A 21797-nucleotide genomic window follows, 5' to 3' on the forward strand; every position below is an offset into this window, starting at 1 on the left:
AGCGCTCGAGGGCGGCCGTGCGTGGCGTGTGAACTCTGTGTGAACGTTCCAGGACGACAACCCCAAGGTGGGCGACCAGGTCCGGCGGCGTCGATAGCGTCTGAGCGTCAATCCTGTCGACCCTCCCGAGGTTCCCTCATGTCATCATCTGCGGTACGCCGCGGCCGCACGCGCGTGCTCCGTCCAGCTGCTGCGCTCGGCGCCCTGTCCTTGTCGTTCGTGGGGCTGACCGCTCTCCCGGCCGCGGCGACGACCGACGGCGACGTCGTCACCCTGGACATTCTCGGTATCACCGACTTCCACGGGGCGCTGGCACAGGCCCCTGGTATCGCGGACATCGTCAGCGAGACCACCGCTGCCAACGAGGACACGGTCTTCGTCTCGGCCGGTGACAACATCGGCGGCTCCACGTTCGAGTCGGCCATCGCGCAGGACCAGCCCACCATCGACGTCCTCAACGCGATGGGGCTGTACACCTCCGCCGTCGGGAACCACGAGTTCGACCGCGGCATCGACGACCTGAACAACCGGGTCATCCCGGCCGCCGACTTCGAGTACACCGGCGCCAACGTCGACGGCTCGGGCCTGCCGGCCTACAGCCTGTGGGAGGCACCTGCCGGTGTCACCGTCGGATTCGTCGGAGCGGTGACCGAGTCCACCCCGGAGAAGGTCACCCCCAGCGGCATCGCCGGCCTGACCTTCACCAGCGCCGTGGATGCCGTCAACGACACCGCCGCGGCTCTGTCCGACGGCGACGACGGCAACGGTGAGGCCGACATCGTGGTGGCGTTGGTGCACGAGGGCGCCAACGACTCCCTGCTGGGCGGTGTGGGCAGCGACGTCGACGCCCTGTTCCTCGGCCACAGCCACCTCGAGATCAACGACACCGTGAACGGCATCCCGGTGCTGCAGACGGTCAACGGTGGCGAGGACGTCGCCCACCTTCAGCTCGAGTACAACACCGCGACCGAGGAGATCGGAGTCGGCGCCCAGGAGATCGTCCCGGTGGCCTCCTACGATCCCGAGACCGGCACCATGACCGAGCCGGACGAGACCGAGGTTCCGGTCGCGGAGTACGGCGAGACGGTCCGGAACGTCGCCGGCATCGTCGACGACGCGTTCGCCTACGCCGCGGTGGAGGGGGCCGAGGAGGTCGGCACCGTCACCGGATCGTTCAACCGGGGCACCAACGACGGCAGCGACACCGGTGGCAACCGCGGCACCGAGTCGACGCTCGGCAACATGGTCGCCGAGGCCTACCAGTGGAAGGCCGAGGACCTCGGGCTCGAGGCAGACCTGGGTGTGATGAACCCGGGTGGTCTGCGTGCGGACCTCGACCCCAACGGCGACGGCTCGGTGACCTACTCGGAGCTGGCGACCCTCTCGCCATTCGGCAACACCCTGGCCACCGTCGACCTCACCGGCGCCCAGCTCGTCACGATGCTCGAGCAGCAGTGGCTCCAGCCAGAGGGCGACCACCCGGTGCTGCGGCTCGGCCTGAGCTCCGAGGTGCAGTACTACTACGACCCCGAGGCGGCCGATGGCGAGCACGTCCTCGCCCTGGAGATCGACGGCGAGCCCGTCGACCCCGAGGCCACCTACACCGTCGCCACGATCAACTTCCTCACCGAGGGCGGGGACGGGTTCGACGGCTTCACCGAGGGCACGAACCTCAACGACACCGGCTATATCGACCGGGACGCCACCACCGACTACCTGGCCGCCAACCCTGAGCTCGCGCCCGACTACACCCAGCGGTCCGTCGGCGTGACCTGGCTGTCGGACCCGGACGTGACGTTCACCGGCGGCGAGGAGGTCGAGCTGCGCCTGTCCTCGCTGTCCTTCACCTCGGACGAGCCGAAGGTCGAGGAGGTCCAGCTCCTCGTCGACGGCGAGCAGACCGACACGTTCCCGGTGGACAACACTGTCACGCCGTCGGCGGACGAGACCGGCGTGGCCGACGTCTCGTTCACCATGCCGGACCTGTCCGAGTACGACGAGGGCGAGACGATCACGTTCGAGCTGGCCTTCGGTGCCACCTCCGACAGTCAGCAGTCGATCCCGTTCACCCTCGAGGTGACCGGCGACGGAACGACCCCGGGTGGCGACGGGCCCGACGACAACGGGTCCGGTGACGACAACGGGTCCGGTGACGACGACGGGTCCGGTGACGACGACGGCTCCGGCTCCGGAGACGACAACGGCTCGGGTTCGGGTGACGACGGTTCGGGCTCGGACGACGACGGGTCCGGCTCCGGTGACGACGACGGCGCCGGCTCGGGTGACGACGGTTCGGACGAGGGCTCCGGCGACGACGGCCTCGGCCGACTGCCGGACACCGGCGCCGAGGTCGCGCTGGCGGCCGCCGTGGCCGGCGCGCTGGTCCTGCTCGGCACGGTCGGTGTCATCCTCGGCCGCCGCCGCAGGAACGTGACCGGCTGAGCCCGAGGTATCACGGACGCAGGAGGCCGGGACCCCGCGGGTCCCGGCCCCTCGCGTTACCGTTCTCCGGTGCGCCGACGGATCGATGAGCGTGAGGGGATGCAGGCCCTGCGGGCGTGGGCCGAGGCCTACGACAGCGGCTGGCCGGAGGCCGCCCGCGGGGTGGACCGCAGCCTGGTGCGGACCGCCGTCCGGTTCACGCTGGAGGAGCTCGCGGTCAGCTCACCCGGACGGTCCGTCGAGGTGCGTGTCCCACCGGCGGGTGCGGTCCAGGCACTCCCGGGGCCGCGGCACACCCGCGGCACACCGCCGAACGTCGTCGAGACGGACGAACAGACCTGGCTCGCCCTCGCCACCGGACGGAGCGCATGGGGCGACGCCGTCGCGCGTGGCGCCGTCCGTGCCTCGGGGGCGCGGGCCGACCTGTCCCGCGTGCTGCCACTGATCACGGTAGGTTCGAGGACGTGACACAGCGCGACTCGGAGCCGACGCCGCAGGCGCCTGACGGTGACGCCGAGCCCGGTGGCGAGGCCGTGCCCGTCGGCGACGCGATCGATCGCCGCGCCGTGCGCCGCGCGCCGCGGTACGGCCGGTTCATCGTGCTCGGCATCGTCCTCGGCGCCGTGCTCTCGTTCGCACTGTCCGCGGTCCCGCCCAGCCAGGAGGCGGTCGAGACCGGACAGGTGCTCGCGCGCAGCGACCTGTTCTGGCTGCTGTTCCTCACGCTCGGGTTCTTCGGCGGCATCCTCGGTGCCCTCGTCGCGCTGCTCGTGGACCGCGTCTCGTTGCGCAGCCGGGAACGACGCATGCGCGCGGTACGCGACGACCTCGGCCAGGGCACCGCAGACCGGGGGCGCTGACATGCCGGCCCGGCGTCTCGAGCTCGCCGCCGTGGCACCGGACCGTCTGGCCGTCGCGCTCGAGCGTCTTCGCGCCGACCTGGACCTCGACCCGCACGTCCCGCCCGACGTGCTCGCCGAGGCCGAGACCGTCGCCGCGGACCCGCCCGGGCCGGTTCCGGACGTCGACGCCACGGACCTGCCCCTCGTCACCATCGATCCCCCGGGCTCGCGCGACCTCGACCAGGCCCTGCACATCCAACCCGACGGTGACGGATACCTCGTGCGGTACGCGATCGCCTCGCTCGCGACGTTCGTCGTGCCCGGTGGCGCGATCGACGCGGAGGTCCACCGCCGCGGGGTGACGGTCTACGGCCCGGCCGGCTCGTACCCGCTGCATCCGGAACCGCTCAGCACCGGAGCCGCCAGCCTCCTACCGGACGCCGACCGCCCCGTCTATCTCTGGCATCTGCGGCTGGGGGCCGACGGTGCGCTGCTGGACGCCAGGGTCGAACTCGCCGTGGTCCGGTCCCGCGCCCAACTCACCTACGCCCAGGTCCAGGCTGCTCACGATGACGGCGCCCGCCTCCCGCCCGGTGTCCCGGAACACCTGCCCGCGCTGCTGCGTGAGGTCGGCGAGTTGCGCCGGGCACAGGAGCGCGCCCGCGGCGGGGTCTCGCTCGACATCCCGGAACAGCGTGTCGAGCAGAACGAGACCGGCTACGTGCTCACCCACCGCAAGACCTTGCCGGCCGAGGAGTGGAACGCCCAGGTCTCGCTGCTCACCGGCATGGCCGCCGCGCAGCTCATGATCGAGGCGGGTGTCGGGGTGCTGCGCACCCTTCCGCCGGCCGACCCCCGGGACCTCGACCGGCTGCGCCGCACCGCCCGGTCCCTGGAGATCGACTGGCCGCCCGACACCGGCTACGGCGAGGTGCTGGCGAGCCTCGACTCCGCTGTCCCGGCACACGCCGCCTTCCTGGACGCCGCCACCACGCTCTTCCGGGGGGCCGGCTACCAGGTGTTCGGTACCGACTCCGAGGAGACCGGCAACACCCAGGACGCCGGCGCCACGGGCGACGGCGAGCACGCCCGGCACGCCGCGATCGCGGCCCACTACGGCCACGTCACCGCGCCACTACGGCGCCTGGTCGACCGCTACGGGCTGGAGATCTGCCGCGCCCACTGCGCCGGCGAAAAGATCCCGACCTGGGTGGGTGAGGCGCTTCCCGGCCTGCCGGCGACCATGGCGGCGGCGACCCGACGCGCGAACGCCTACGAACGAGGCGCCGTCGACGCACTCGAGGCGCTGCTGCTCGAACCCCATCTCGGGGAGGAGTTCACGGGGGTCGTACTCGAGGCCGGTACCCCGGAGGACAGCGTGCAGACCGGCATCGTCGCGATCGGCGCCCACGCCGTCGAAGGGCGCGTGAGGGGACCCGAGCTCCCGGTCGGTGAACGGGTGCGGGTGCGGCTGGTCGACGTCGACGTCGCCGCCCGTCGCGTGCGATTCGAGCTCGTGTAGCACCCCTGGCCGCCGAGAGCGGACACCTGCGTCAAAGGCAGCTGTTCAAACAGCTGCCTTTGACGCAGGTGTCCGCTCTCGGTGTGATCGACGGCGCGCCCGCCGTGCCGCGCGGTTGTGCGACCATGGGGCCGTGGCACGCGGCGACGGACGGCTCACCCATGACCTCCTTCCCGGAGAGAAAGGCCCGCAGGACGAATGCGGTGTCTTCGGTGTCTGGGCACCCGGCGAGGATGTCGCCCGGCTGACCTACTTCGGCCTGTACGCGTTGCAGCACCGCGGACAGGAGTCGGCCGGTATCGCGGCGTCCAACGGCGACCAGATCCTCGTCTACAAGGACATGGGCCTGGTCTCGCAGGTCTTCGACGACCGGGCGCTGGAGTCGCTCCGGGGCCGCATCGCCGTCGGGCACACCCGCTACTCGACCACGGGCGCCTCGGAGTGGCACAACGCCCAGCCGACGCTCGGGCCCACGCCCGTCGGCACGGTGGCGCTGGGCCACAACGGGAACCTCACCAACACCCGCGAGCTGGTCGACGTCGTCGCCGAACGCTCCGGGGAGGACCTCACCGGTGAGATGGGCCGCGGCTCGTCCACCGACACCGCCGTCATCACCTCCCTGCTGGGTTGCAGCGGAGCGGAGGACGAGGCGCTCGAGGACGTCGCCGCGCGGGTCTTCCCCATGCTCGAGGGCGCGTACTCCCTGGTGTTCATGGACGAGCACACGCTCTACGCGGCGCGCGATCCGCACGGCATTCGCCCTCTCGTCCTCGGCCGGCTGGAACGCGGCTGGTGCGTCGCCTCGGAGACGGCGGCGCTGGACATCGTCGGTGCCTCGATCGTGCGCGAGGTCGAGCCGGGCGAGCTCATCGTCATCGACGCCGACGGGCTGCGGTCGCGTCGCTTCGCCGAGTCCACACCGCACGGTTGCGTCTTCGAGTACGTCTACCTCGCCCGCCCGGACACGCGCATCGCCGGGGTGCCGGTCAACGCCGCCCGCACCGAGATGGGGCGCGTCCTGGCCCGCGAGAACCCGGTCGAGGCCGACCTGGTCATCCCGACGCCGGAGTCGGGCACGCCCGCCGCCATCGGCTACGCCCAGGAGTCCGGCATCCCGTTCGCGCAGGGGCTGGTGAAGAACTCCTACGTCGGGCGCACGTTCATCCAGCCCACCGACACGATCCGGCAGCTCGGCATCCGGCTCAAGCTCAACCCGCTCCGGGAGGTCATCGAGGGGCAGCGACTCGTCGTCGTCGACGACTCCATCGTCCGCGGCAACACCCAGCGTGCCCTGGTGCGAATGCTCCGCGAGGCCGGAGCCGCCGAGGTGCACGTGCGGATCTCCTCCCCGCCGGTGAAGTGGCCCTGCTTCTACGGCATCGACTTCGCCACCCGGGCCGAGCTCATCGCGAACGGCCTCAACCTGGACGAGATCCGCGACAACATCGGCGCGGACTCGCTCGGTTACATCTCTGTCGAGGGGATGGTCGCGGCGACCAGCCTGCCGGAGAGCCGACTGTGCACGGCGTGCTTCACCGGCCGGTACCCGGTGCCGATCCGGGAGGGCGCGACCGTCTCCGGCTGCGAGATGCCCGGGATGCGTGAACTCTCCGAGCTGGCCGTCACCGAAGGAGCTTCGTGAGCGAGACCCCCGTCACCTACGCCTCCGCCGGCGTCGACACCGAGGCGGGGGACAAGGCTGTCGAGCTGATGAAGGACGCGGTCCGCCGGACCCACACCTCCGGTGTGGTCGCCGGCGTGGGCGGTTTCGCCGGACTGGTGGACGTCTCGGCCCTGGCCGCCTACCGCCGGCCGTTGCTCGCCACGTCCACCGACGGCGTGGGTACGAAGGTCGCCATCGCGCAGGCGATGGACGTCCACGACACGATTGGTCAGGACCTCGTCGGCATGGTCGTCGACGACATCGTCGTCGTCGGGGCCCGGCCACTGCTCATGACGGACTACATCGCCACCGGCAAGGTCGTGCCCGAGCGGGTGGCGGACATCGTGCGGGGGGTCGCCGAGGCGTGCGCGACCCTCGGTACGCCGCTGCTCGGCGGGGAGACCGCCGAGCACCCCGGCCTGCTGGAACCGGATGAGTACGACGTCGCCGGTGCCGCGACCGGCGTGGTCGAGGCGGACGAGGTCCTCGGAGCCGAGCGGGTCGCCGCCGGTGACGTGCTCATCGCGATGGCCTCCTCGGGGCTGCACTCCAACGGGTACTCGCTGGTCCGCCGCGTCCTGCAACGTGCGCAGTGGGGGCTGGAACGGCATGTCGACGATCTCGGCCGGACCGTCGGCGAGGAACTTCTCGAACCGACCCGCCTCTACACCAACGCCTGCCTGTCCCTGGTGCGCAGCCCGGCCGTGGACGTCCACGCGTTCACCCACGTCACGGGCGGGGGGCTCGCGGCCAATCTGGCACGCGTGCTCCCTTCCGGTCTGGTGGCCGACGTCGACCGCGGCTCCTGGTCGGTACCGCCGGTCTTCGAACTGATCCGTTCCCTGGGCGAGGTGCCGTGGGGTGACCTGGAGAGCACGCTCAATCTCGGCGTCGGGATGGTCGCGGTCGTGCCTGCTGCACACGCGGAGGCCGCCCTGTCGGCGATCACCGGGCACGGCGTGGCGGCCTGGGAACTGGGCGAGGTCACCGACGACGACGGCACCCACCCGTCCGGGAGCGACGTCGTCCGCGGCACCAAGGGCGTGCACGGCGGCGCCGTCCGGTTGCGCGGCCGCTACCGCAGCTGAGCAGTCGGTAGCCGACCGATCTCGGCGCGGGCACGTTCGCCGGACGAACGTGCCCGCGCGGGAGATCACGACAGACAGTCGCGGACCCAGGTCACCGGGACGGGGAACGTGACGTCAGCGGCTCGAGCGGACGTCGTCCCAGTCGTCGGTGGCCGGAGGGATGTCGTCGTAGTCCTCGCGTTCGGTGTCCTGCGAGTGCGAGGTGAGCTCGCGCTCCAGAGCCCGGTAGTCGGTCTCGGGGCTGTAGTACTTCAGCTTGCGAGCGACCTTCGTCTGCTTGGCCTTCTGACGGCCGCGCCCCATGGCGTCGACCCCCTCCAATAGAAGCGGGGCAGGCACCCGAAGGTGCGGCCCCGTTATGTGGTCATCTGTGTCGTGTAACCACCGTACATGGTGTAGGTGGTTCGCATCCATTCACTCGCAGGCCCCGTCGGCGGAATCCCGCCGTCAGGGAGCTCATCGACGCCGGATCGAGACGACGATCACAAGTCCGAGCGCCGCGACGCCCCCGGCGACGATCCCGAGACTTTTCGGGTCCCCGGACTTCAACCCCTGGGTGAACGCCTTCGCCCGCTCGCTCACGGTCGCCTTGAGCTCGGCGATCTGCACCCTGGGGTCGACACGGTCGGACAACTCGTCCACGGTGCTGGTCAGGTCGAGCCGCGCCTTGGCGATCTGGGCCTCGAGCTCGTCCATGGTGGGCTTGGCGGCCTTACCGCTGCTGGCGTCGCTCACTGCTCGAACCCCTTCTTCACGGCGTCGACGTCCTCCTTGAGGCCCTCCTGGGGGGCCGGGACGTACTTCTTCGACTCGTCCAGCTTCTTCTTGCCGAGCAACGCGAGGATCGCGATCATCACGACGAGCACGCCGGCGACGATGAGCGCCGCGGCCCAGGCCGGCAGCCAGATCGCCAGGACGAGCACGAACGCGGCGAGCAGGACGTTGACCAGGTACAGCCCCACCACGCCGGCGGCGGCGAAGAAGCCGGCTCCGACGCCGAGGTTCTTGCCCTTCTCGGTCGCCTGGGCGATGGCAAGCTGGATCTCGCTGCGCACGAGCGTGGTCAGCTGCTGCGACAACGCGGCGACGAGCTCGCCGATCGTGCGCTCGCGCGCTGGGCGCGTCGTCGACGCCGTGGTGGGCGGCACGGTGTTGTCGGTGCCCTTGGTGGACGTGGTCACACGATCGCCTCCTCGCGGCGCCTGGGCGCCAGGCCTACCTGCACGTCATGTCCTTCTGGTTGTGGAACAGGACCAATGATGGCGTCATCCCCCCTGTACGTGCACTTTCAGGGCCTAAGCCTGCCACGGACCGCGCCGGGACCGCGCGGGTGGCCACCGTTCGGAGCCGCCTGCTGACGTGCGAGGCCTGCCGGGCGTCCGGATCTCCGACGGATGAACGTTGCGTGAACCGATAGCCGTACCGGTTCCGTGTGTCGGTGCCGGCTGTGATGATGACAGGCGCCCTCACCCCAGACGTCCAGGAGGTCGTAGCGTGAGCTACCCCCGTGTCCGTGACCACCGAGCGGGGGTGGCCGCCACAGCGGTCGGCGCCCTCGCGCTCGCACCGCTGCTCGCGGTTCCCGCCGCCGGTGTCACCACCGACGGTGACGTCGTCGTCAGCGAGCTGCACTACGACAACGCTGGGAGCGACACCGGCGAAGCGGTCGAGGTCGAGGCCCCGGCGGGCACCGATCTGACCGGCTGGTCGATCGTCTTCTACAACGGCAACGGCGGGGCGCCCTACGCCACGGCGGACCTCGGCCCGGTGGGCGAGGCCGGCGTCGTGGTCGTCGAGCAGGCCGGCATCCAGAACGGCGCGCCCGACGGGCTCGCCCTGGTCGACCAGGCCGGTGAGGTCGTCGAGTTCCTGTCCTACGAAGGGGAGTTCACCGCCGTCGGCGGACCGGCCGACGGGCTGGCGAGCACCGACATCGGCGTGGTCGAGAGCAGCAGTACCCCGGTCGGTGAGTCGCTGCAGCGCCTCGACGGGACCTGGACGGGTCCGGCGCCGTCGTCCTTCGGGACGCGCAATGGTGACGACGCAGGAGGCGGAGATCCGGAGCCGCCGGGCGACTGCGGTGAGCCCGGCTCCGACGTCGTGCTCATCTCGGACATCCAGGGCAGCGGCGAGACCTACGACGACGCCTGCGCCGGCGAGCAGACGGTCGAGGCGGTCGTCACGGCCGTCAAGCCGGACCTCGGGGGCTTCTACCTGCAGGAGGAGCCGGCGGACGCCGACGATGACCCCGCGACCTCCGAAGGGATCTTCGTCTATGGCACCACCGACGGCGTGAATGCGGGTGAGCAGGTCCGGGTCACCGGGACGGTCGGGGAGTACGAGACCACGCAGGACGGCGTCGAGACCTCCCAGACCCAGCTCACCGATCCCACCGTCGAGGTGCTTGGTGCCGGAGAGGCCGTCGCACCGACGCCGGTGAGCTTCCCGGTGGAGGACCCGAGCGATCTCGAGGCCGTGGAGGGCATGCTCGTCGAGCTCACCGACACCCTGGTGATCAGCGAGTACTACAACTACGACCGCTTCGGCGAGATCGTCCTGGGCAAGCCGCTGGAGGGACGCGACCGCCTGGACACCCCGACCGCCGTCACCGAGCCCGGGGATCAGGCGCGGGAGCTGCAGGCGGAGTACGACCGGCGCACCATCACCCTCGACGACTCCTCCTCGCGGCAGAATCCCGAGACGCTGCCGCACCCGGGGGACGGCGAGCCGTTCTCGGCGTCGCACAGCTTCCGTGGCGGCGACACCGTGACCGGCGTCGTCGGCGTCGTCGACCACACGTACGGGTCCTACCGCGTCCAGCCCACCGAGTACGGCAGCTACGAGCCGGCGAACCCGCGGCCGCAGTCCGCACCCGCGGTCGGCGGGTCCGTGCAGGTGGCGAGCTTCAACGTGCTCAACTACTTCCTCACCCTCGACGAGGGCCAGGACACGTGCGGCGCCGACCGGTCGATGGAGTGCCGCGGCGCCGACAGCCCCGAGGAGTTCGAGCGCCAGCGCGCTTCCGTCCTGAGCGGTATCGCCGGACTGGACGCGCACGTCGTCGGGCTCATGGAGATGGAGAACACCCCCGGCGTGGAGCCCGCTGCCGACCTCGTCGCCGGTCTCAACGAGACCGAAGGGGCGGGAACCTACGACTACATCGACACCGGCGTGCTCGGTACGGATGCCATTCGCGTCGGCATGCTGTACCAGCCTGGGGTCGTCGAGCCGGTCGGGGACCCGGCCGTGCTCGACTCCACGGTCGACCCGCGGTTCGACGACACGAAGAATCGGCCGATGCTCACCCAGACGTTCCGGGAGCTCGCCACCGGTGAGGTCTTCACCGTCTCGGTCAACCACCTCAAGTCCAAGGGCTCGGCGTGCGATGACGGCTCGGACCCCACTGACGGCCAGGGCGAGTGCAGCGTCACTCGCACGCAGGCCGCCGAGGCGATCGTCGACTACCTCGCCGACGACCCGACCGGCAGCGGGGACCCGGACCAGCTCATCATCGGCGACCTCAACGCCTACGACCACGAACACCCCATCGACGCCCTGGTCTCCGCCGGGTACACCGACATGATCAAGGAGTTCGGCGGCGAGCACGCCTACAGCTACGTCTTCGACGGGATGACCGGCTACCTCGATCACGCCCTGGCGAACGAGAACCTGGCCGATCAGATCACCGGTGCTGCGGAGTGGCACATCAACGCCGACGAGCCGGACGCGCTCGACTACAACCTCGACTACGGCCGGCCCGCCGACCTGTGGAGCCCGGACGCCTACCGTTCCTCCGATCACGACCCGGTGCTCATCGGGCTGGACCTGGCCGGAGCGGACACGACGCCGCCGGAGCTCGACGTCGACCTCAGTCACGACGTGCTGGGGCCACCGAATCACAAGTACGTCGAGGTGACGGCCCAGGTCAGCGCCACCGACGACTCGGGTCACGCCGAGTACGAGCTGGTCTCGGTGGAGTCGAACGAGCCGGACAACGGCCGCGGTGACGGCAACACGACCGACGACGTGGTGATCGTCGACGAGACCACGTTCCTGCTCCGTGCCGAGCGTTCCGGCCGCGGTGACGGACGCATCTACACGGTCACCTACCGCGCGGTCGACGGCGCCGGCAATGAGACGACCGAGACCGCCGAGGTCCGCGTACCGCGCTGACCCGACGGCGAGGGCCCGGGGCGCGACGAGGGCGCCCCGGGCCCTCGTGTGTGCAGGTGCAGGGTTGTTGCCCGAAAACGCAGACACAGCGACGCGAGTGTGATCTGATTCACCCCGGCGGACGTCGGTGTCCGTAATGGGGCCGCCGGACGCCGTGTCAGCAACGCGACTTTCGGGGGAGACATGAAGAAGACCACCAAGGGTGTCCTGGCCGCCGGCGCAGCTGTTGTGCTGCTGTCGGGTGGGGCCACGACCTTGGCCTACTGGAGCGACACGGGTACGGCTGATGGCGGCGACGTCACCACAGGCAGCCTCTCACTCAGTGACGGCACGTGCGACGACCAGTGGGTGTACGCGAGTGGCTCGGCCGCGGGCGAGGCAGTGACCACCATCGTCCCGGGCGATGCCGTCACCAAGGACTGCACGTTCACGGTCGAGGCGACGGGCGACCACCTCTCCGCAGAGGTCTCCGTCCCCGACACCCTCACGTACACCGCCGATCCGGCCGCGGCCTCACTCGAGCTCGCCGTCGACGGCACCTACGACGTGGGCGGTACGCCCATCGTGGACGGCGACGTCATCACCGAGGCGAACGACGGTCAGACGCTCACCGCCTCGTTCGTCGTGTCGTTCCCGTTCGGTGACGCCGAGACGATCAACATCAACGACACCCAGAACCTCACCGCGACTCTGGATGCGTTGGAGGTCACGCTCACCCAGACCCAGACCGAGGAGAACCCCGAGGTCTGAGCAGCGAACGTCCGTGAGTACCCGAACCCGTGACGGTCGCCGCGTGCACCGGGTGGGGTCCGCCCCGGCCGGGGCCGGGCCGGACCGGACCCCGCTCACATGGGCCGGCCTGGTGGCCGGGTGGGCGTTCATCGTGCTGGCCGCTGCCGTCGTCCTCGCCGCCGTCGTGGTTCCGCGCATGGGGGGCGGAACCCCGTACGCGGTGACGAGCAGCTCGATGGAGCCGACGCTCACACCGGGCACGCTCGTGGTGGTGCGGCCGGTCCCGGCGGATCGGATCGGACCGGGGGACGTCATCACCTACCAGCTCGAGTCCGGCCGGCCCGCGGTCGCTACGCACCGCGTGGTCAGTGTCGCCACGGACCTGACGGGTGCGTACCGGTACACCACGCGCGGGGACGCCAACGAGACCGAGGACGCCGAGCCGGTCCGCCCGGAGCAGGTACGGGGCAGGTTGTGGTACGCGGTGCCCTACCTCGGTCACGTCAACTTGCTGCTGAGCGGACAGGAGCGGGCGATGGCCCGGACTGTGGTCGCTGGTCTGTTGCTGGGGTATGCGGGGTTCATGTTCATCGGTGCGGTGCGGGAACGCCGTCGCCGGGCTCGAGAGGAGGAGTCGTGAGGATCGCCGCCGTGGTGTGCCTCGCCCTGGCGCTGCTGCTCGCCGCACCCGCGCGGGCAGCCGCGGACGAGGTGGCGCTCAGCGCGGACGGCGCGACCTGGTCCGCCGATCTCACCGACCCGCTTTTCGACCCGGAGCTCCGGTGGGTACCGGGTGACGCCCGCACGGCAGACCTGTGGGTTCGCAACGACGGCGACGGCGCGGCCGAGCTCACGGTTGCTGCGCACATCGCTGACGGGGACGGATTGATCGCGAACCGGGATATCGCCCTGGAGATCCGGCGTGGCGACGGGACGTGGGCGGAACTCGTCGCCCAGGACGCCATCGAGCTGGGGCGGATGGACGACGGCGAGGCGGAACAGCTCGAGGTCCGGGCCGCTTTCGACCCGGAGTCGGGCAACGCCTCGATGTCCCGGACCCTCCGGTTCTCGTTCGAGGTCACGCTGACCCAGGCCGACGATCCGCAGGACCCTGGCGATCAGGAGGGTGAAGCGCCTGGTGGCGGGGGTGGTGACAGGCCCGGAGACGATGGCCCGGGTGACGGCGGTCCCGGAGGTGATGGCCCCGGAGAGGTTCCTGGGGACGGCGACGGCCGGGGGCCCGGAGGCGAGGGTGACGGATCCGGTGGCGACGGCGCCGGTACAGGACCTGGCGGGCCGGGAGGCTCGTCCGACGCAGGACGGGATATCGGCACCGGGCCGCTGCCGGGGACCGGTATGCCGGCCGTCACGACGATCGCCGCGGTGACGATGCTCCTCCTTGGGGCGGGCGCCGGGCTCATTCGCCGCAGCCGGAAGGACCCGAGATGAGACGCGGCGGATACCCCGACGCGACGCAGCGCGACGCCCCCACCACGCGAGTCCGGCGCAGGCGCCGCCGCTCCGTCGTCGTGCGTTTGATGGTGGCGTGCAGCCTGCTGCTGGCGCCCGCGCTCGTCGGCACCATGGCTGCTTGGCAGGACTCGGGCACCGCCGAACTCGGCGGTTTCGAGACGGGAACGTTGGACCTGCAGATCGACAACGACCTCGCCGGCACCGGCGGGACCACCACGCGGACCTGGTCGGCCACCGGGCTGATCCCCGGCCAGTACCGTTCATTCGGCGCCGAGATCCGTAACACCGGTGACGTCGCCTTCACCTACGGCCTCACCGTGGCCGCCGGCTCCGTCTGGGGGTACGGCAACGGCGTGCTCGAGGTGTCGGCCTTCCGTGGCACGCCGCAGTCCGACGGGACGTGCACCGGATGGTCGATCGGCACGGCCCGGACGATCCCCGCAGCCGGACCCGTCTTCACCTCCCGGCCGCTACCGACCGCCGAGGGGGCGACGTCGGAGCCGATCTGTGTGCGCGTCCGCATCATGCCCTCCGCCCCGTCCGGCACCCAGGGAGCGAGCGGAACGCTGCGGCTGACCTTCACCGCGACGCAGGTGGCGCCATGAGCGTCGTCCGCCGCACCGCCGACATCCTGCTGTGGGTCGGCGCCGCCCTCGGAGCGGTGAGCCTGGTGCTCGCCGGCCTCGCGTTGCTGCTCGACATCAAACCGCTCGTCTTCCGCTCCGGCTCCATGGGGCCCGAGATGCCGCCAGGCACCATCGCTCTCGCGCAGACCGTGGCTGCTCAGGACGTGGCGGTCGGCGACGTCGTCTCCGTCGTGGCCGAGGGGACCCGGATCACGCACCGGGTCGTCGGGATGGACAGCTCGGCCGTGGGGACCGAGCTGATCCTGCGCGGTGACGCCAACCCGGTCGCCGACCCGGAGCCGTATGCGGTCCAGGACGTGGACCGGGTGGTGGCCACCGTGCCGTCCGCCCTTGCGGTCGCCTCCTCCACGCCGGCACGTGTCGCCGTCGTCGGTCTCGCCCTGGGTGCCGCCCTGGTGCTGCTGTGGCCGCGCCAACGCGGCGAGCAGCGGCGCACGGCGGTCACGGCCGGCCTGGCACTCGCCGTCGGCCTGACCGGGGCCTCGTTGAGCCCGGCGCTGCCCACGAGCGCACGGTGGAGCGACACCGGTGCCCTCACCACCGGCTCCTTCGCCGCCTATACCGTCCCGACCCCCCAGGCGACGACCTGCAGCATCAGTGGCAACGCCATCACCGGCTACACCGCGACGATCCGCTGGCCCGCGACGACGACGCCGTACGCGTTCACCTACACCGCGACGCTGCGCGCGACGGGACAGTCGCTGAACGTCACCACGCCCAGCACCGGGATGCGCCAGGTCCAGGTCACCTCCGGCCTGCTCAGCTCCCTGTTCGGGCAGACCGTCTCCGTCGACATCAGGACACAGCTCCCGGGCACGAACTGGCTCTCACCGCAACGCCGCACCCGTGGCGTCCAGGTCGGACTCGGCGGGATCACTCTGACCTGTGGTGCTGACAGCACCTCCAGCGCCTGAGCGCCACGAGCCGATGTCGGGCCGTGTGCGGGGCGGGTCTCCCGCCACGGCCCCCTGATCGTCTCAGTCCTGCGTGACGGCCTCGAGGACCGGCAGTCCGGCCGCCCGCCATGCGGGCCACAGCGCGGCGATCACCCCGACGACGCCGGAGAGCAGCACCATCCCGCCCAGCAGGTCCCAGGGGATCGCCAGCTCCGTCAGCCCCTCGTCGGCGAAGACGGAGGGAAGGGCCGAGGCGAGCCCCACGCCGACCGCTACGCCCAGGAGCGTGCCGAAGACCGCAGTGAGCACGGATTCGATCGTGATCGTCGCCGCGAGCTGCAGCTTGCCGAGCCCGACGGCGCGGACCAGCCCGATCTCCCGGGTCCGCTCGATGACGGACAGCGCCAGGGTGTTGACGATACCGAGCACGGCGATGATGACGCTCAGCCCGAGCAAGGCGTACAGGATCGCCATCGCCTGCTCGACCTGGTCCGCGAGGGAGTTGCTCAGCTCGTCGGTGTTCTGGACGGTCACCACGAGATAGGGCTCCGTCACATCCTCGAGCGTCGCGCGCAGGTCCGCCTGCGTCACGCCGGGCGCTGCGTTGACCAGGAGCGCCTCGACGAGGGACTGGCCGGCCGGCACGGCATCCGGGAAGTCGGCCTCCGCCATGACCACGTCACCGCTGAGCACCTGGGAGGCGATGATGGCGCCGATCTCGGTCGTGTGGCGGCCGTTCGGGCCGGTGATCCGCAGCTCGTCGCCGACGTGCCAGTCGCGTTCGATCGCAGTCGGCTGGGAGACGGCCACCTGTCCGTCGGCGAGGGACCCGAGCGATCCGTCCACCGTCTCGACGTCGATCGTCCGCCCGAAGGCATCCGCCGGCAGGGCGAGCACCGAGTCCGTCCCGCTCGCACCTCCCGGGCCACGGATCGCCGCTCGGCCGCTGGCGATCCGGTCCGCGCGCCCCACCTCGGGCTGCTCCTCGACGGCCGAGGCCGCTCCTGGCGGGATCGACCGGGTCGCCGACTGCAACCAGAAGTCCGCCCGCGCCTCGTCGGCCACGATGGAGCTGGTCGACTCCTCCGCGGAGGAGGCGAGGACGGCGCACGCCGCGACGAGCGCCATACCGATCATCAGGGCGCCGGCCGTGTTGGCCGTGCGGCGCGGGTTGCGCATGACGTTCCCGCGTGCGAGCCGCCCGACCGGCCGGATCAGGACCACGAACGGCCACGCAAGTACCCGGAGCACTGCACGGGCGATGACCGGAGAGACAGCGAGCGTCCCGAGGAGGACGGCGCCGGCGCCGACCCCCAGCCAGGTCCCCGCGCCGGTGATCTCGGGCTGGACGGACCACAGGGTCGCGGCGACGCCGCCGGCCAGCAGCAGCGCGCCGACCGCGGCACGTAACCGGAGGGACCGTTCGACCGTCACGGCGTCCTCACGCATCGCCTCCACCGGCGGCGTGGTTGCGGCGCGACGCGCGGGCACTGCCGCCGCGACGACGGCGATGGCGGTCCCCAGCACCAGGGCGCCGAGTGCCTCCGCCGGGGTCACCGCCACGTTTCCGCCGAGCTCCATGGACATGGTCGCCAGCCACGCGCGTACGACGGCGACGAGACCGATACCGCCGGCGATCCCCACGGCGGAGCCCACCAGCCCGACGACCACGGCCTGCCCCAGCACGGTCACCATGACCTGTCCCGGGGAGGCGCCGACCGCGCGGAGCAGGGCGAACTCGCGCTGGCGTTGCCGCACCGACATCGCGAACGTGTTGGAGATGAGGAACGCGGCGACGAACAGCGAGATCAGGGCGAAGACCAGGAGGAACGTGCCGAGGAAGCCCAGGACCTGGTTGATCGACTCGGCCCCTTCCTCACGGGCCTGGTCGCCGGTGACCACCTCGAGGTCCGAGTCTGGGCCGAGCACGTCCCGGATGCCCTCGGCGACGGCGGCCCGGTCGGCGCCCTCGTCCAGGAACACGGCGAGCGAGGGCACCGTCCCGTCCGGGGCGAAGGCCGCCTCGCCCGTCGCGGCGTCCACGAGCACGAGGATCGTGCCGACCATCGGGTTGCCGTAGGTGACCTCGCCGACCACGGTGACATCGCGGGGGTCCGAGTTGCCGACGATCACCTGTGTCTCGTCGCCGAGCTCGAGGCCGGAGGTCTCCAGGGCTGTGGTCTCGAGTGCGATCTCGGTTTCGTCCCGGGGTGCGCGCCCCTGGAGAAGGGTGCCGGAGGGGTCGTTCTCACGTAGTGCGCTGCCGAGCGACGGGGCCTGCCCGTTGACGACGGCCTGTCCGTCGGCGCCGACGAGGACCACCGTGCCCAGCAGGTCCGGTACCGCCTGATCGACGCCGTCGACCTTGCCGACGTCGTCGGCCAGATCCATCGGTACCGGGACCCGTTGCGGACCGAACAGCTGCGCACCGCCTCCGGTCGCGGGTTGCTCCTCGGCCGGCGGGCCGTTGCCGGTTGCGGACTCGTCGGCCCGGTCAGCCTCCGGCGCTGTGCCGGAGGGCGCCGTGGCGTCCGGACGGGTCTCGTCGGGCGCTTGCTCGCCGGGTAGGTCCGTGGGGGCGCCTTCGGGCAGGCCGGTGGCGTCGCTCGGCAGGTCGGTGGGCGCGTCGGCGGCGTCGTCGGGCGTGTTCGGTCCGGCGGCGTCGTCCTCGCCGATTGCGCCGTTCCGGTCCTGGTTCTGGCGTCCCGACCGCTCCTGCTCCGGCTGTTCTTGCTCCTGTTCCTGCTGCTGCTCGATCTCGTCCTCGGACATCTCGACGCCACGCACGTACAGATCGCCCTGGGTGGTGGACTCGATGATCGCGCCGAACGTGTCCGCCAGCAGGGCACGCAAGGAGAACGTCCCGGTGACGAAGGCGATGCCGAGCGCGACCGCGAGGACGCTGAGCAGGAACCTGACGAGGTGGGCGCGGATCTCCCGCAGGGCGACCCGGATCATGCGGAGAGGGTCGAGAGGTCGGACTCCCGAGCGGCGGCGAGCTCACCCTGCGCCGCGAGGATGGCGTCGGCGTCGGGGGAGTAGAGCTCGCCCTCCAGGCGACCGTCGGCGAGGAAAACCACCCGGTCGGCGTAGGCCGCGGCGGTCGGTTCGTGGGTGACCATGACAACCGACTGGCCCAGCTCGTCGACGCTCCGGCGCAGGAAGCCGAGCACCTCGGCGGCCGCCGAGGAGTCCAGATTTCCGGTCGGCTCGTCGGCGAAGACCACGGCCGGCGCCGAGATCAACGCCCGCGCGCACGCCACTCGCTGCTGCTGTCCGCCGGAGAGCTCGGTCGGGCGATGGTGCAGCCGGTCCGACAACTCGAGGGTCCGCACGATGAGGTCGAACCGGTCCCGGTCGACCGGTAGCCGGGCGATGTCCAGCGGCAGGGTGATGTTCTCGGCGGCGGTGAGCGTCGGAACGAGGTTGTAGGCCTGGAAGATGAAGCCGATCCGTGTGCGACGCAGGGCGGTCAGGCGTCGCTGGCTCATCCCCGAGATCTCGATGTCGTCCAGGCGGATCGATCCCGAGCTGGGCGAGTCCAGGCCGGCCAGGCAGTGCATGAGGGTGGACTTACCGGAGCCCGACGGCCCCATGACGGCCGTGAGGGCCCCGCGCGCGAGATCGAGATCGACGCCGTCGAGCGCCCGGACGTGGGTGTTGCCGGAGCCGTAGACCTTGCTCAGGGTGCGGGCGCGGACGATCGGATCCTCGACAGGACGGAAGGCTTCCGGCCGGGCGACGTGTGGGGCGAGGTGCGATTCGACGGGAGGGGCGGGGTCGGAGTCAGCGGAGCGGGCGAACAGTCGGCGAACCAGGTGCCGGGGCATGCCACCGATTCTCGCGCAGTGCGCTCCGCCGTGGGATCAGGGTGATCCCCGATTCTCGCCGGACCGTGATGCTCGTTGCGGTGCCTGGCTGAGCTCGTGGTGTTCGGTGTGGTGCCGGGCTGAGTAGTCGTGCCGACGTGGGCGGTAGGACGCACGTGGGGGGCGTCACCGGCACGCCGGGCGCCGGCGCGGGCGCCCGGCGGACTCAGTCGCGGTTGCGCGCGCGTACGGCCTTGCGTTGCTGGAGGTACAGGGCCAGGAGGTACGCGGCCGCGAGCACGACGAGTCCGGCGGCGATCGCGGGGCGGTCGGCCCAGATCCACCGGACGCCGGCGTCGCTGACCGTGAACGCGCACGCCAGGCCGACGGCGAGGATCGCCGCCAGAAACAGCGGGGATTTGTGGAACGTCATGGTCACTCCCGTCGACGGACGACGACGCCATCGTGGCACTGGCCGCGTCACGCCGGAAGGGAGTGTGGACAACACACATGGTGCTCGGGCGAGCTTGTGGTGCTGTGGTGAGCGGTGGGACGCATGCGCGGGTGCCGCTACCACGGGCGGGTGCCGACGCCGACCCCCAGAGCGAGGGCCCTCGGGCTCGACGAGGCGGTCTTCGGGAACGACGAAGCCCCCCGGCGAACCAGGGGGCTTCACAGTGGTGGTGGCTCCGGGCGGGGTCGAACCGCCGACCTTTCGATTTTCAGTCGAACGCTCTACCAACTGAGCTACAGAGCCAAGTGACGAACGCCCGGCCTTTCGACCGGGCGTTCGTCCACCGCGACCCCGACGGGACTTGAACCCGCGACCTCCGCCGTGACAGGGCGGCGCGCTAACCAACTGCGCCACGGGGCCTTGTTTGTGAGGCCGAAGCCTCGTTCTTCATTCAATGGTGCGAACCCACGGAGGAGCTTGCGTACCCCCAACGGGATTCGAACCCGTGCTACCGCCGTGAAAGGGCGGGGTCCTAGGCCGCTAGACGATGGGGGCCCGGTCGGACGCCCGTGACGCCGAAGCGCCCCAAGACCTCCGACAGCATACGGGGAAGTTGGTCTCCGGAGCAAAGCGCGCCCGGTGTGCCGATCATCACCTCGCTCCGGGTTCGGCTCGACCACCCGCGAGAGGGCGTGCCGGCGCTTGCGAGAGGGCGCGCCCGCGCCCTGAACAGAGCGCGCTGACGACCGGAACAGGCACCATGGTGCCGTGGTGACGATGAGCCGTGAGGCGTTCGAGGAAGCCGTCTCCGATGCGCTCGACCTCATCCCGCCGGAACTGACCGCGCACATGGACAACGTTGTCGTGCTCGTGGAGGAGGAGCCGACGCCCGAACAGCTCGCCGACGGACCGGACGACGAGCCCGACCTGCTCGGCCTCTACGAGGGCACTCCGCTCACCGACCGCGGTGACTGGTGGGCGGCCGGGTCGCTGCCCGACCGCATCACCATCTTTCGAGGTCCCACCCTCCGGCTGTGCACGTCCGAGGAAGAGGTCGTCGACGAGGTCGCGGTCACCGTGGTGCACGAGATCGCCCATCACTTCGGGATCGACGACGAGCGCCTCCACGAGCTCGGCTGGTCGTGAGCGCGCCGCCGGGCCGCTCCGGGTCGCTCCTTCCTCGATCACTCCTCCTCGACCTCGCCGGCCGGAGCGTCCTCACCGGTGGAGATCACCGTCCCGGAGGAGACGTCCACCAGAGGCTCGCCCTCCTGACCGGCGGCCGCCGACTGCGTGCCGTCGACCCGCGGCAGGCTCACCCCGCCGTCGTCGGCCACCGGCGCCCGCAACATGGTCAGCGTCGCCCACCCGCGGGCCAGTAGGTAGTGGTCGGTGCCCGGCTCCTCTTCCGCCTCGACCCCCGTGTACGTGAGCTGGACGTACCCGGTGCCCAGTTCCTTCACCCGGGCCTGGACCGCACCGAAGCTCGCCAACGAGGCCGGCCGGATGCCGCGGAGCCGGTCCGGCGCCACGTCCGGGACGTTGACGTTGAGCACCCGGTCGCCGATGCCGTCGATCTCGAGCAGCCAGGCGAGCGCATGGTCGGTCACATGGCGGGCGGTGTCCCAGTGCTGCGGACCGCCGGCCGCGATGGAGACGGCCATGGCCCGGATGCCGTGCTGGGCCGCGGAGAGCGCGGCGCCGACTGTTCCTGAGTGCAGGATCGCGCGGCCCGTGTTCGCCCCGAGGTTGATGCCGGAGAGCACCACGTCCGGCCGGAAGCCGAACGCCCCGAACGAGGCGACGAACCCGATCAGACCGGGAGCCGCCTTCACCCCGAACGCCCGGACCTGCTCCGGCAGGCCCTCGGGTCGTTCCTCGACGAAGACGAGCTGCCCCTCGGACTCCTGCGCGGTCAACGCCGCGCTCGCCCCGGAGTACTGCCGGTGCGGGGCGACGACGGTCACCTCGTGCCCGGCCGCGAGTGCCGCCTGGGCGAGCACGGTCAGTCCGTAGGAGGTGATGCCGTCGTCGTTCGTCACCAGCACGTGCACGC

At 71.1% G+C, this 21797-nt stretch carries 20 protein-coding genes and 3 tRNA genes; 13 read left to right on the forward strand and 10 right to left on the reverse strand.

What is annotated here, in order from left to right:
• Window positions 1-138: 138 nt before the first annotated feature.
• The 6 genes from ACFSE6_RS00540 to purM all read left to right on the forward strand — a co-directional run bounded on the left by ACFSE6_RS00540 (window position 139) and on the right by purM (window position 7557).
• Entirely contained in the window at window positions 139-2442 is a 2304-nt protein-coding gene (locus tag ACFSE6_RS00540) for a bifunctional metallophosphatase/5'-nucleotidase (RefSeq protein WP_388001758.1), read from the forward strand.
• A 99-nt stretch (window positions 2443-2541) separates the two neighbouring features.
• On the forward strand, window positions 2542-2910 hold the full coding sequence (locus tag ACFSE6_RS00545; protein WP_388002339.1) for a sterol carrier family protein: 369 nt from the start codon (window positions 2542-2544) through the stop codon (window positions 2908-2910).
• Window positions 2907-3302: a hypothetical protein gene (locus tag ACFSE6_RS00550; RefSeq protein WP_388001759.1), complete on the forward strand. Its 396-nt coding sequence runs from the start codon at window positions 2907-2909 to the stop codon at window positions 3300-3302. The genes ACFSE6_RS00545 and ACFSE6_RS00550 overlap by 4 nt, the downstream gene beginning before the upstream one ends.
• Window position 3303: 1 nt before the next feature.
• Window positions 3304-4806, forward strand: a complete 1503-nt coding sequence (locus tag ACFSE6_RS00555) for an RNB domain-containing ribonuclease (RefSeq protein ID WP_388001760.1) — start codon at window positions 3304-3306, stop codon at window positions 4804-4806.
• Between the two features lie 133 nt (window positions 4807-4939).
• On the forward strand, window positions 4940-6448 hold the full coding sequence (gene purF / locus ACFSE6_RS00560) for an amidophosphoribosyltransferase (RefSeq protein WP_388001761.1): 1509 nt from the start codon (window positions 4940-4942) through the stop codon (window positions 6446-6448).
• On the forward strand, window positions 6445-7557 hold the full coding sequence (gene purM, locus ACFSE6_RS00565) for a phosphoribosylformylglycinamidine cyclo-ligase (RefSeq protein WP_388001762.1): 1113 nt from the start codon (window positions 6445-6447) through the stop codon (window positions 7555-7557). Before purF ends, purM begins: the two co-directional genes overlap by 4 nt.
• 114 nt (window positions 7558-7671) lie before the next feature.
• Here the strand turns inward: purM and ACFSE6_RS00570 are convergent, their stop codons facing one another.
• The 3 genes from ACFSE6_RS00570 to ACFSE6_RS00580 form a co-directional block, all read right to left on the reverse strand.
• Window positions 7672-7860, reverse strand: coding sequence for a DUF3073 domain-containing protein (locus ACFSE6_RS00570; protein ID WP_388002340.1), 189 nt, complete (start codon window positions 7858-7860; stop codon window positions 7672-7674).
• Between the two features lie 153 nt (window positions 7861-8013).
• Window positions 8014-8292 (reverse strand): DUF3618 domain-containing protein, encoded by a 279-nt coding sequence (locus ACFSE6_RS00575; RefSeq protein ID WP_388001763.1) that lies wholly within the window; start codon window positions 8290-8292, stop codon window positions 8014-8016.
• Window positions 8289-8738, reverse strand: a complete 450-nt coding sequence (locus ACFSE6_RS00580; protein WP_388001764.1) for a phage holin family protein — start codon at window positions 8736-8738, stop codon at window positions 8289-8291. The genes ACFSE6_RS00575 and ACFSE6_RS00580 overlap by 4 nt, the downstream gene beginning before the upstream one ends.
• A 313-nt stretch (window positions 8739-9051) precedes the next feature.
• Here ACFSE6_RS00580 and ACFSE6_RS00585 point away from each other — a divergent pair, with 313 nt between their 5' ends.
• The 6 genes from ACFSE6_RS00585 (at window position 9052) to ACFSE6_RS00610 (ending at window position 15496) form a co-directional block, all read left to right on the forward strand.
• Window positions 9052-11730: an ExeM/NucH family extracellular endonuclease gene (locus ACFSE6_RS00585; protein WP_388001765.1), complete on the forward strand. Its 2679-nt coding sequence runs from the start codon at window positions 9052-9054 to the stop codon at window positions 11728-11730.
• 183 nt (window positions 11731-11913) lie between these two features.
• Complete coding sequence (locus ACFSE6_RS00590) at window positions 11914-12480, forward strand: alternate-type signal peptide domain-containing protein (protein ID WP_388001766.1); 567 nt, start codon at window positions 11914-11916, stop codon at window positions 12478-12480.
• A gap of 13 nt (window positions 12481-12493) precedes the next feature.
• Window positions 12494-13102 (forward strand): signal peptidase I, encoded by a 609-nt coding sequence (locus tag ACFSE6_RS00595; protein ID WP_388001767.1) that lies wholly within the window; start codon window positions 12494-12496, stop codon window positions 13100-13102.
• Window positions 13099-13911: a hypothetical protein gene (locus tag ACFSE6_RS00600; RefSeq protein ID WP_388001768.1), complete on the forward strand. Its 813-nt coding sequence runs from the start codon at window positions 13099-13101 to the stop codon at window positions 13909-13911. The genes ACFSE6_RS00595 and ACFSE6_RS00600 overlap by 4 nt, the downstream gene beginning before the upstream one ends.
• Window positions 13908-14540, forward strand: coding sequence for a hypothetical protein (locus tag ACFSE6_RS00605; protein ID WP_388001769.1), 633 nt, complete (start codon window positions 13908-13910; stop codon window positions 14538-14540). The genes ACFSE6_RS00600 and ACFSE6_RS00605 overlap by 4 nt, the downstream gene beginning before the upstream one ends.
• Window positions 14537-15496: a signal peptidase I gene (locus ACFSE6_RS00610; protein WP_388001770.1), complete on the forward strand. Its 960-nt coding sequence runs from the start codon at window positions 14537-14539 to the stop codon at window positions 15494-15496. Before ACFSE6_RS00605 ends, ACFSE6_RS00610 begins: the two co-directional genes overlap by 4 nt.
• A 63-nt stretch (window positions 15497-15559) precedes the next feature.
• On the opposite strand, the gene ACFSE6_RS00615 is transcribed toward ACFSE6_RS00610, so the two are convergent.
• From ACFSE6_RS00615 to ACFSE6_RS00640, 6 genes are all read right to left on the reverse strand, one after another.
• On the reverse strand, window positions 15560-18436 hold the full coding sequence (locus tag ACFSE6_RS00615) for an ABC transporter permease (protein WP_388001771.1): 2877 nt from the start codon (window positions 18434-18436) through the stop codon (window positions 15560-15562).
• Window positions 18433-19308 carry an ABC transporter ATP-binding protein gene (locus ACFSE6_RS00620; protein WP_388001772.1) on the reverse strand — a complete coding sequence of 292 codons (876 nt, stop codon included), beginning with the start codon at window positions 19306-19308 and terminating at the stop codon, window positions 18433-18435. Before ACFSE6_RS00620 ends, ACFSE6_RS00615 begins: the two co-directional genes overlap by 4 nt.
• Before the next feature lie 205 nt (window positions 19309-19513).
• Complete coding sequence (locus ACFSE6_RS00625) at window positions 19514-19720, reverse strand: hypothetical protein (RefSeq protein WP_388001773.1); 207 nt, start codon at window positions 19718-19720, stop codon at window positions 19514-19516.
• A 248-nt stretch (window positions 19721-19968) separates the two neighbouring features.
• Window positions 19969-20044 (reverse strand) — tRNA-Phe (locus tag ACFSE6_RS00630).
• A gap of 43 nt (window positions 20045-20087) precedes the next feature.
• A tRNA-Asp gene (locus ACFSE6_RS00635) sits at window positions 20088-20161 on the reverse strand.
• A gap of 62 nt (window positions 20162-20223) precedes the next feature.
• Window positions 20224-20296: transfer RNA gene (locus tag ACFSE6_RS00640), tRNA-Glu, on the reverse strand.
• Between the two features lie 222 nt (window positions 20297-20518).
• On the opposite strand from ACFSE6_RS00640, the gene ACFSE6_RS00645 reads away from it, so the two are divergent.
• Complete coding sequence (locus ACFSE6_RS00645) at window positions 20519-20887, forward strand: metallopeptidase family protein (RefSeq protein WP_388002341.1); 369 nt, start codon at window positions 20519-20521, stop codon at window positions 20885-20887.
• Between the two features lie 38 nt (window positions 20888-20925).
• Here the strand turns inward: ACFSE6_RS00645 and surE are convergent, their stop codons facing one another.
• Window positions 20926-21795: a 5'/3'-nucleotidase SurE gene (gene surE / locus ACFSE6_RS00650; RefSeq protein WP_388001774.1), complete on the reverse strand. Its 870-nt coding sequence runs from the start codon at window positions 21793-21795 to the stop codon at window positions 20926-20928.
• Between the last annotated feature and the right edge of the window lie 2 nt (window positions 21796-21797).

The organism is Georgenia deserti, from assembly GCF_042680605.1.
Lineage (GTDB): Bacteria > Actinomycetota > Actinomycetes > Actinomycetales > Actinomycetaceae > Allobogoriella > Allobogoriella deserti.

Bases quoted from the DNA above. Each gene is read 5' to 3' on its own strand.
- ACFSE6_RS00620 (WP_388001772.1), bottom strand. From the start codon at position 19,308: ATGCCCCGGCACCTGGTTCGCCGACTGTTCGCCCGCTCCGCTGACTCC.
- ACFSE6_RS00570 (WP_388002340.1), bottom strand. From the start codon at position 7,860: ATGGGGCGCGGCCGTCAGAAGGCCAAGCAGACGAAGGTCGCTCGCAAG.
- ACFSE6_RS00625 (WP_388001773.1), bottom strand. From the start codon at position 19,720: ATGACGTTCCACAAATCCCCGCTGTTTCTGGCGGCGATCCTCGCCGTC.
- ACFSE6_RS00555 (WP_388001760.1), top strand. From the start codon at position 3,304: ATGCCGGCCCGGCGTCTCGAGCTCGCCGCCGTGGCACCGGACCGTCTG.
- ACFSE6_RS00610 (WP_388001770.1), top strand. From the start codon at position 14,537: ATGAGCGTCGTCCGCCGCACCGCCGACATCCTGCTGTGGGTCGGCGCC.
- ACFSE6_RS00540 (WP_388001758.1), top strand. From the start codon at position 139: ATGTCATCATCTGCGGTACGCCGCGGCCGCACGCGCGTGCTCCGTCCA.
- ACFSE6_RS00545 (WP_388002339.1), top strand. From the start codon at position 2,542: ATGCAGGCCCTGCGGGCGTGGGCCGAGGCCTACGACAGCGGCTGGCCG.
- ACFSE6_RS00605 (WP_388001769.1), top strand. From the start codon at position 13,908: ATGAGACGCGGCGGATACCCCGACGCGACGCAGCGCGACGCCCCCACC.
- ACFSE6_RS00590 (WP_388001766.1), top strand. From the start codon at position 11,914: ATGAAGAAGACCACCAAGGGTGTCCTGGCCGCCGGCGCAGCTGTTGTG.
- ACFSE6_RS00615 (WP_388001771.1), bottom strand. From the start codon at position 18,436: ATGATCCGGGTCGCCCTGCGGGAGATCCGCGCCCACCTCGTCAGGTTC.
- ACFSE6_RS00645 (WP_388002341.1), top strand. From the start codon at position 20,519: ATGAGCCGTGAGGCGTTCGAGGAAGCCGTCTCCGATGCGCTCGACCTC.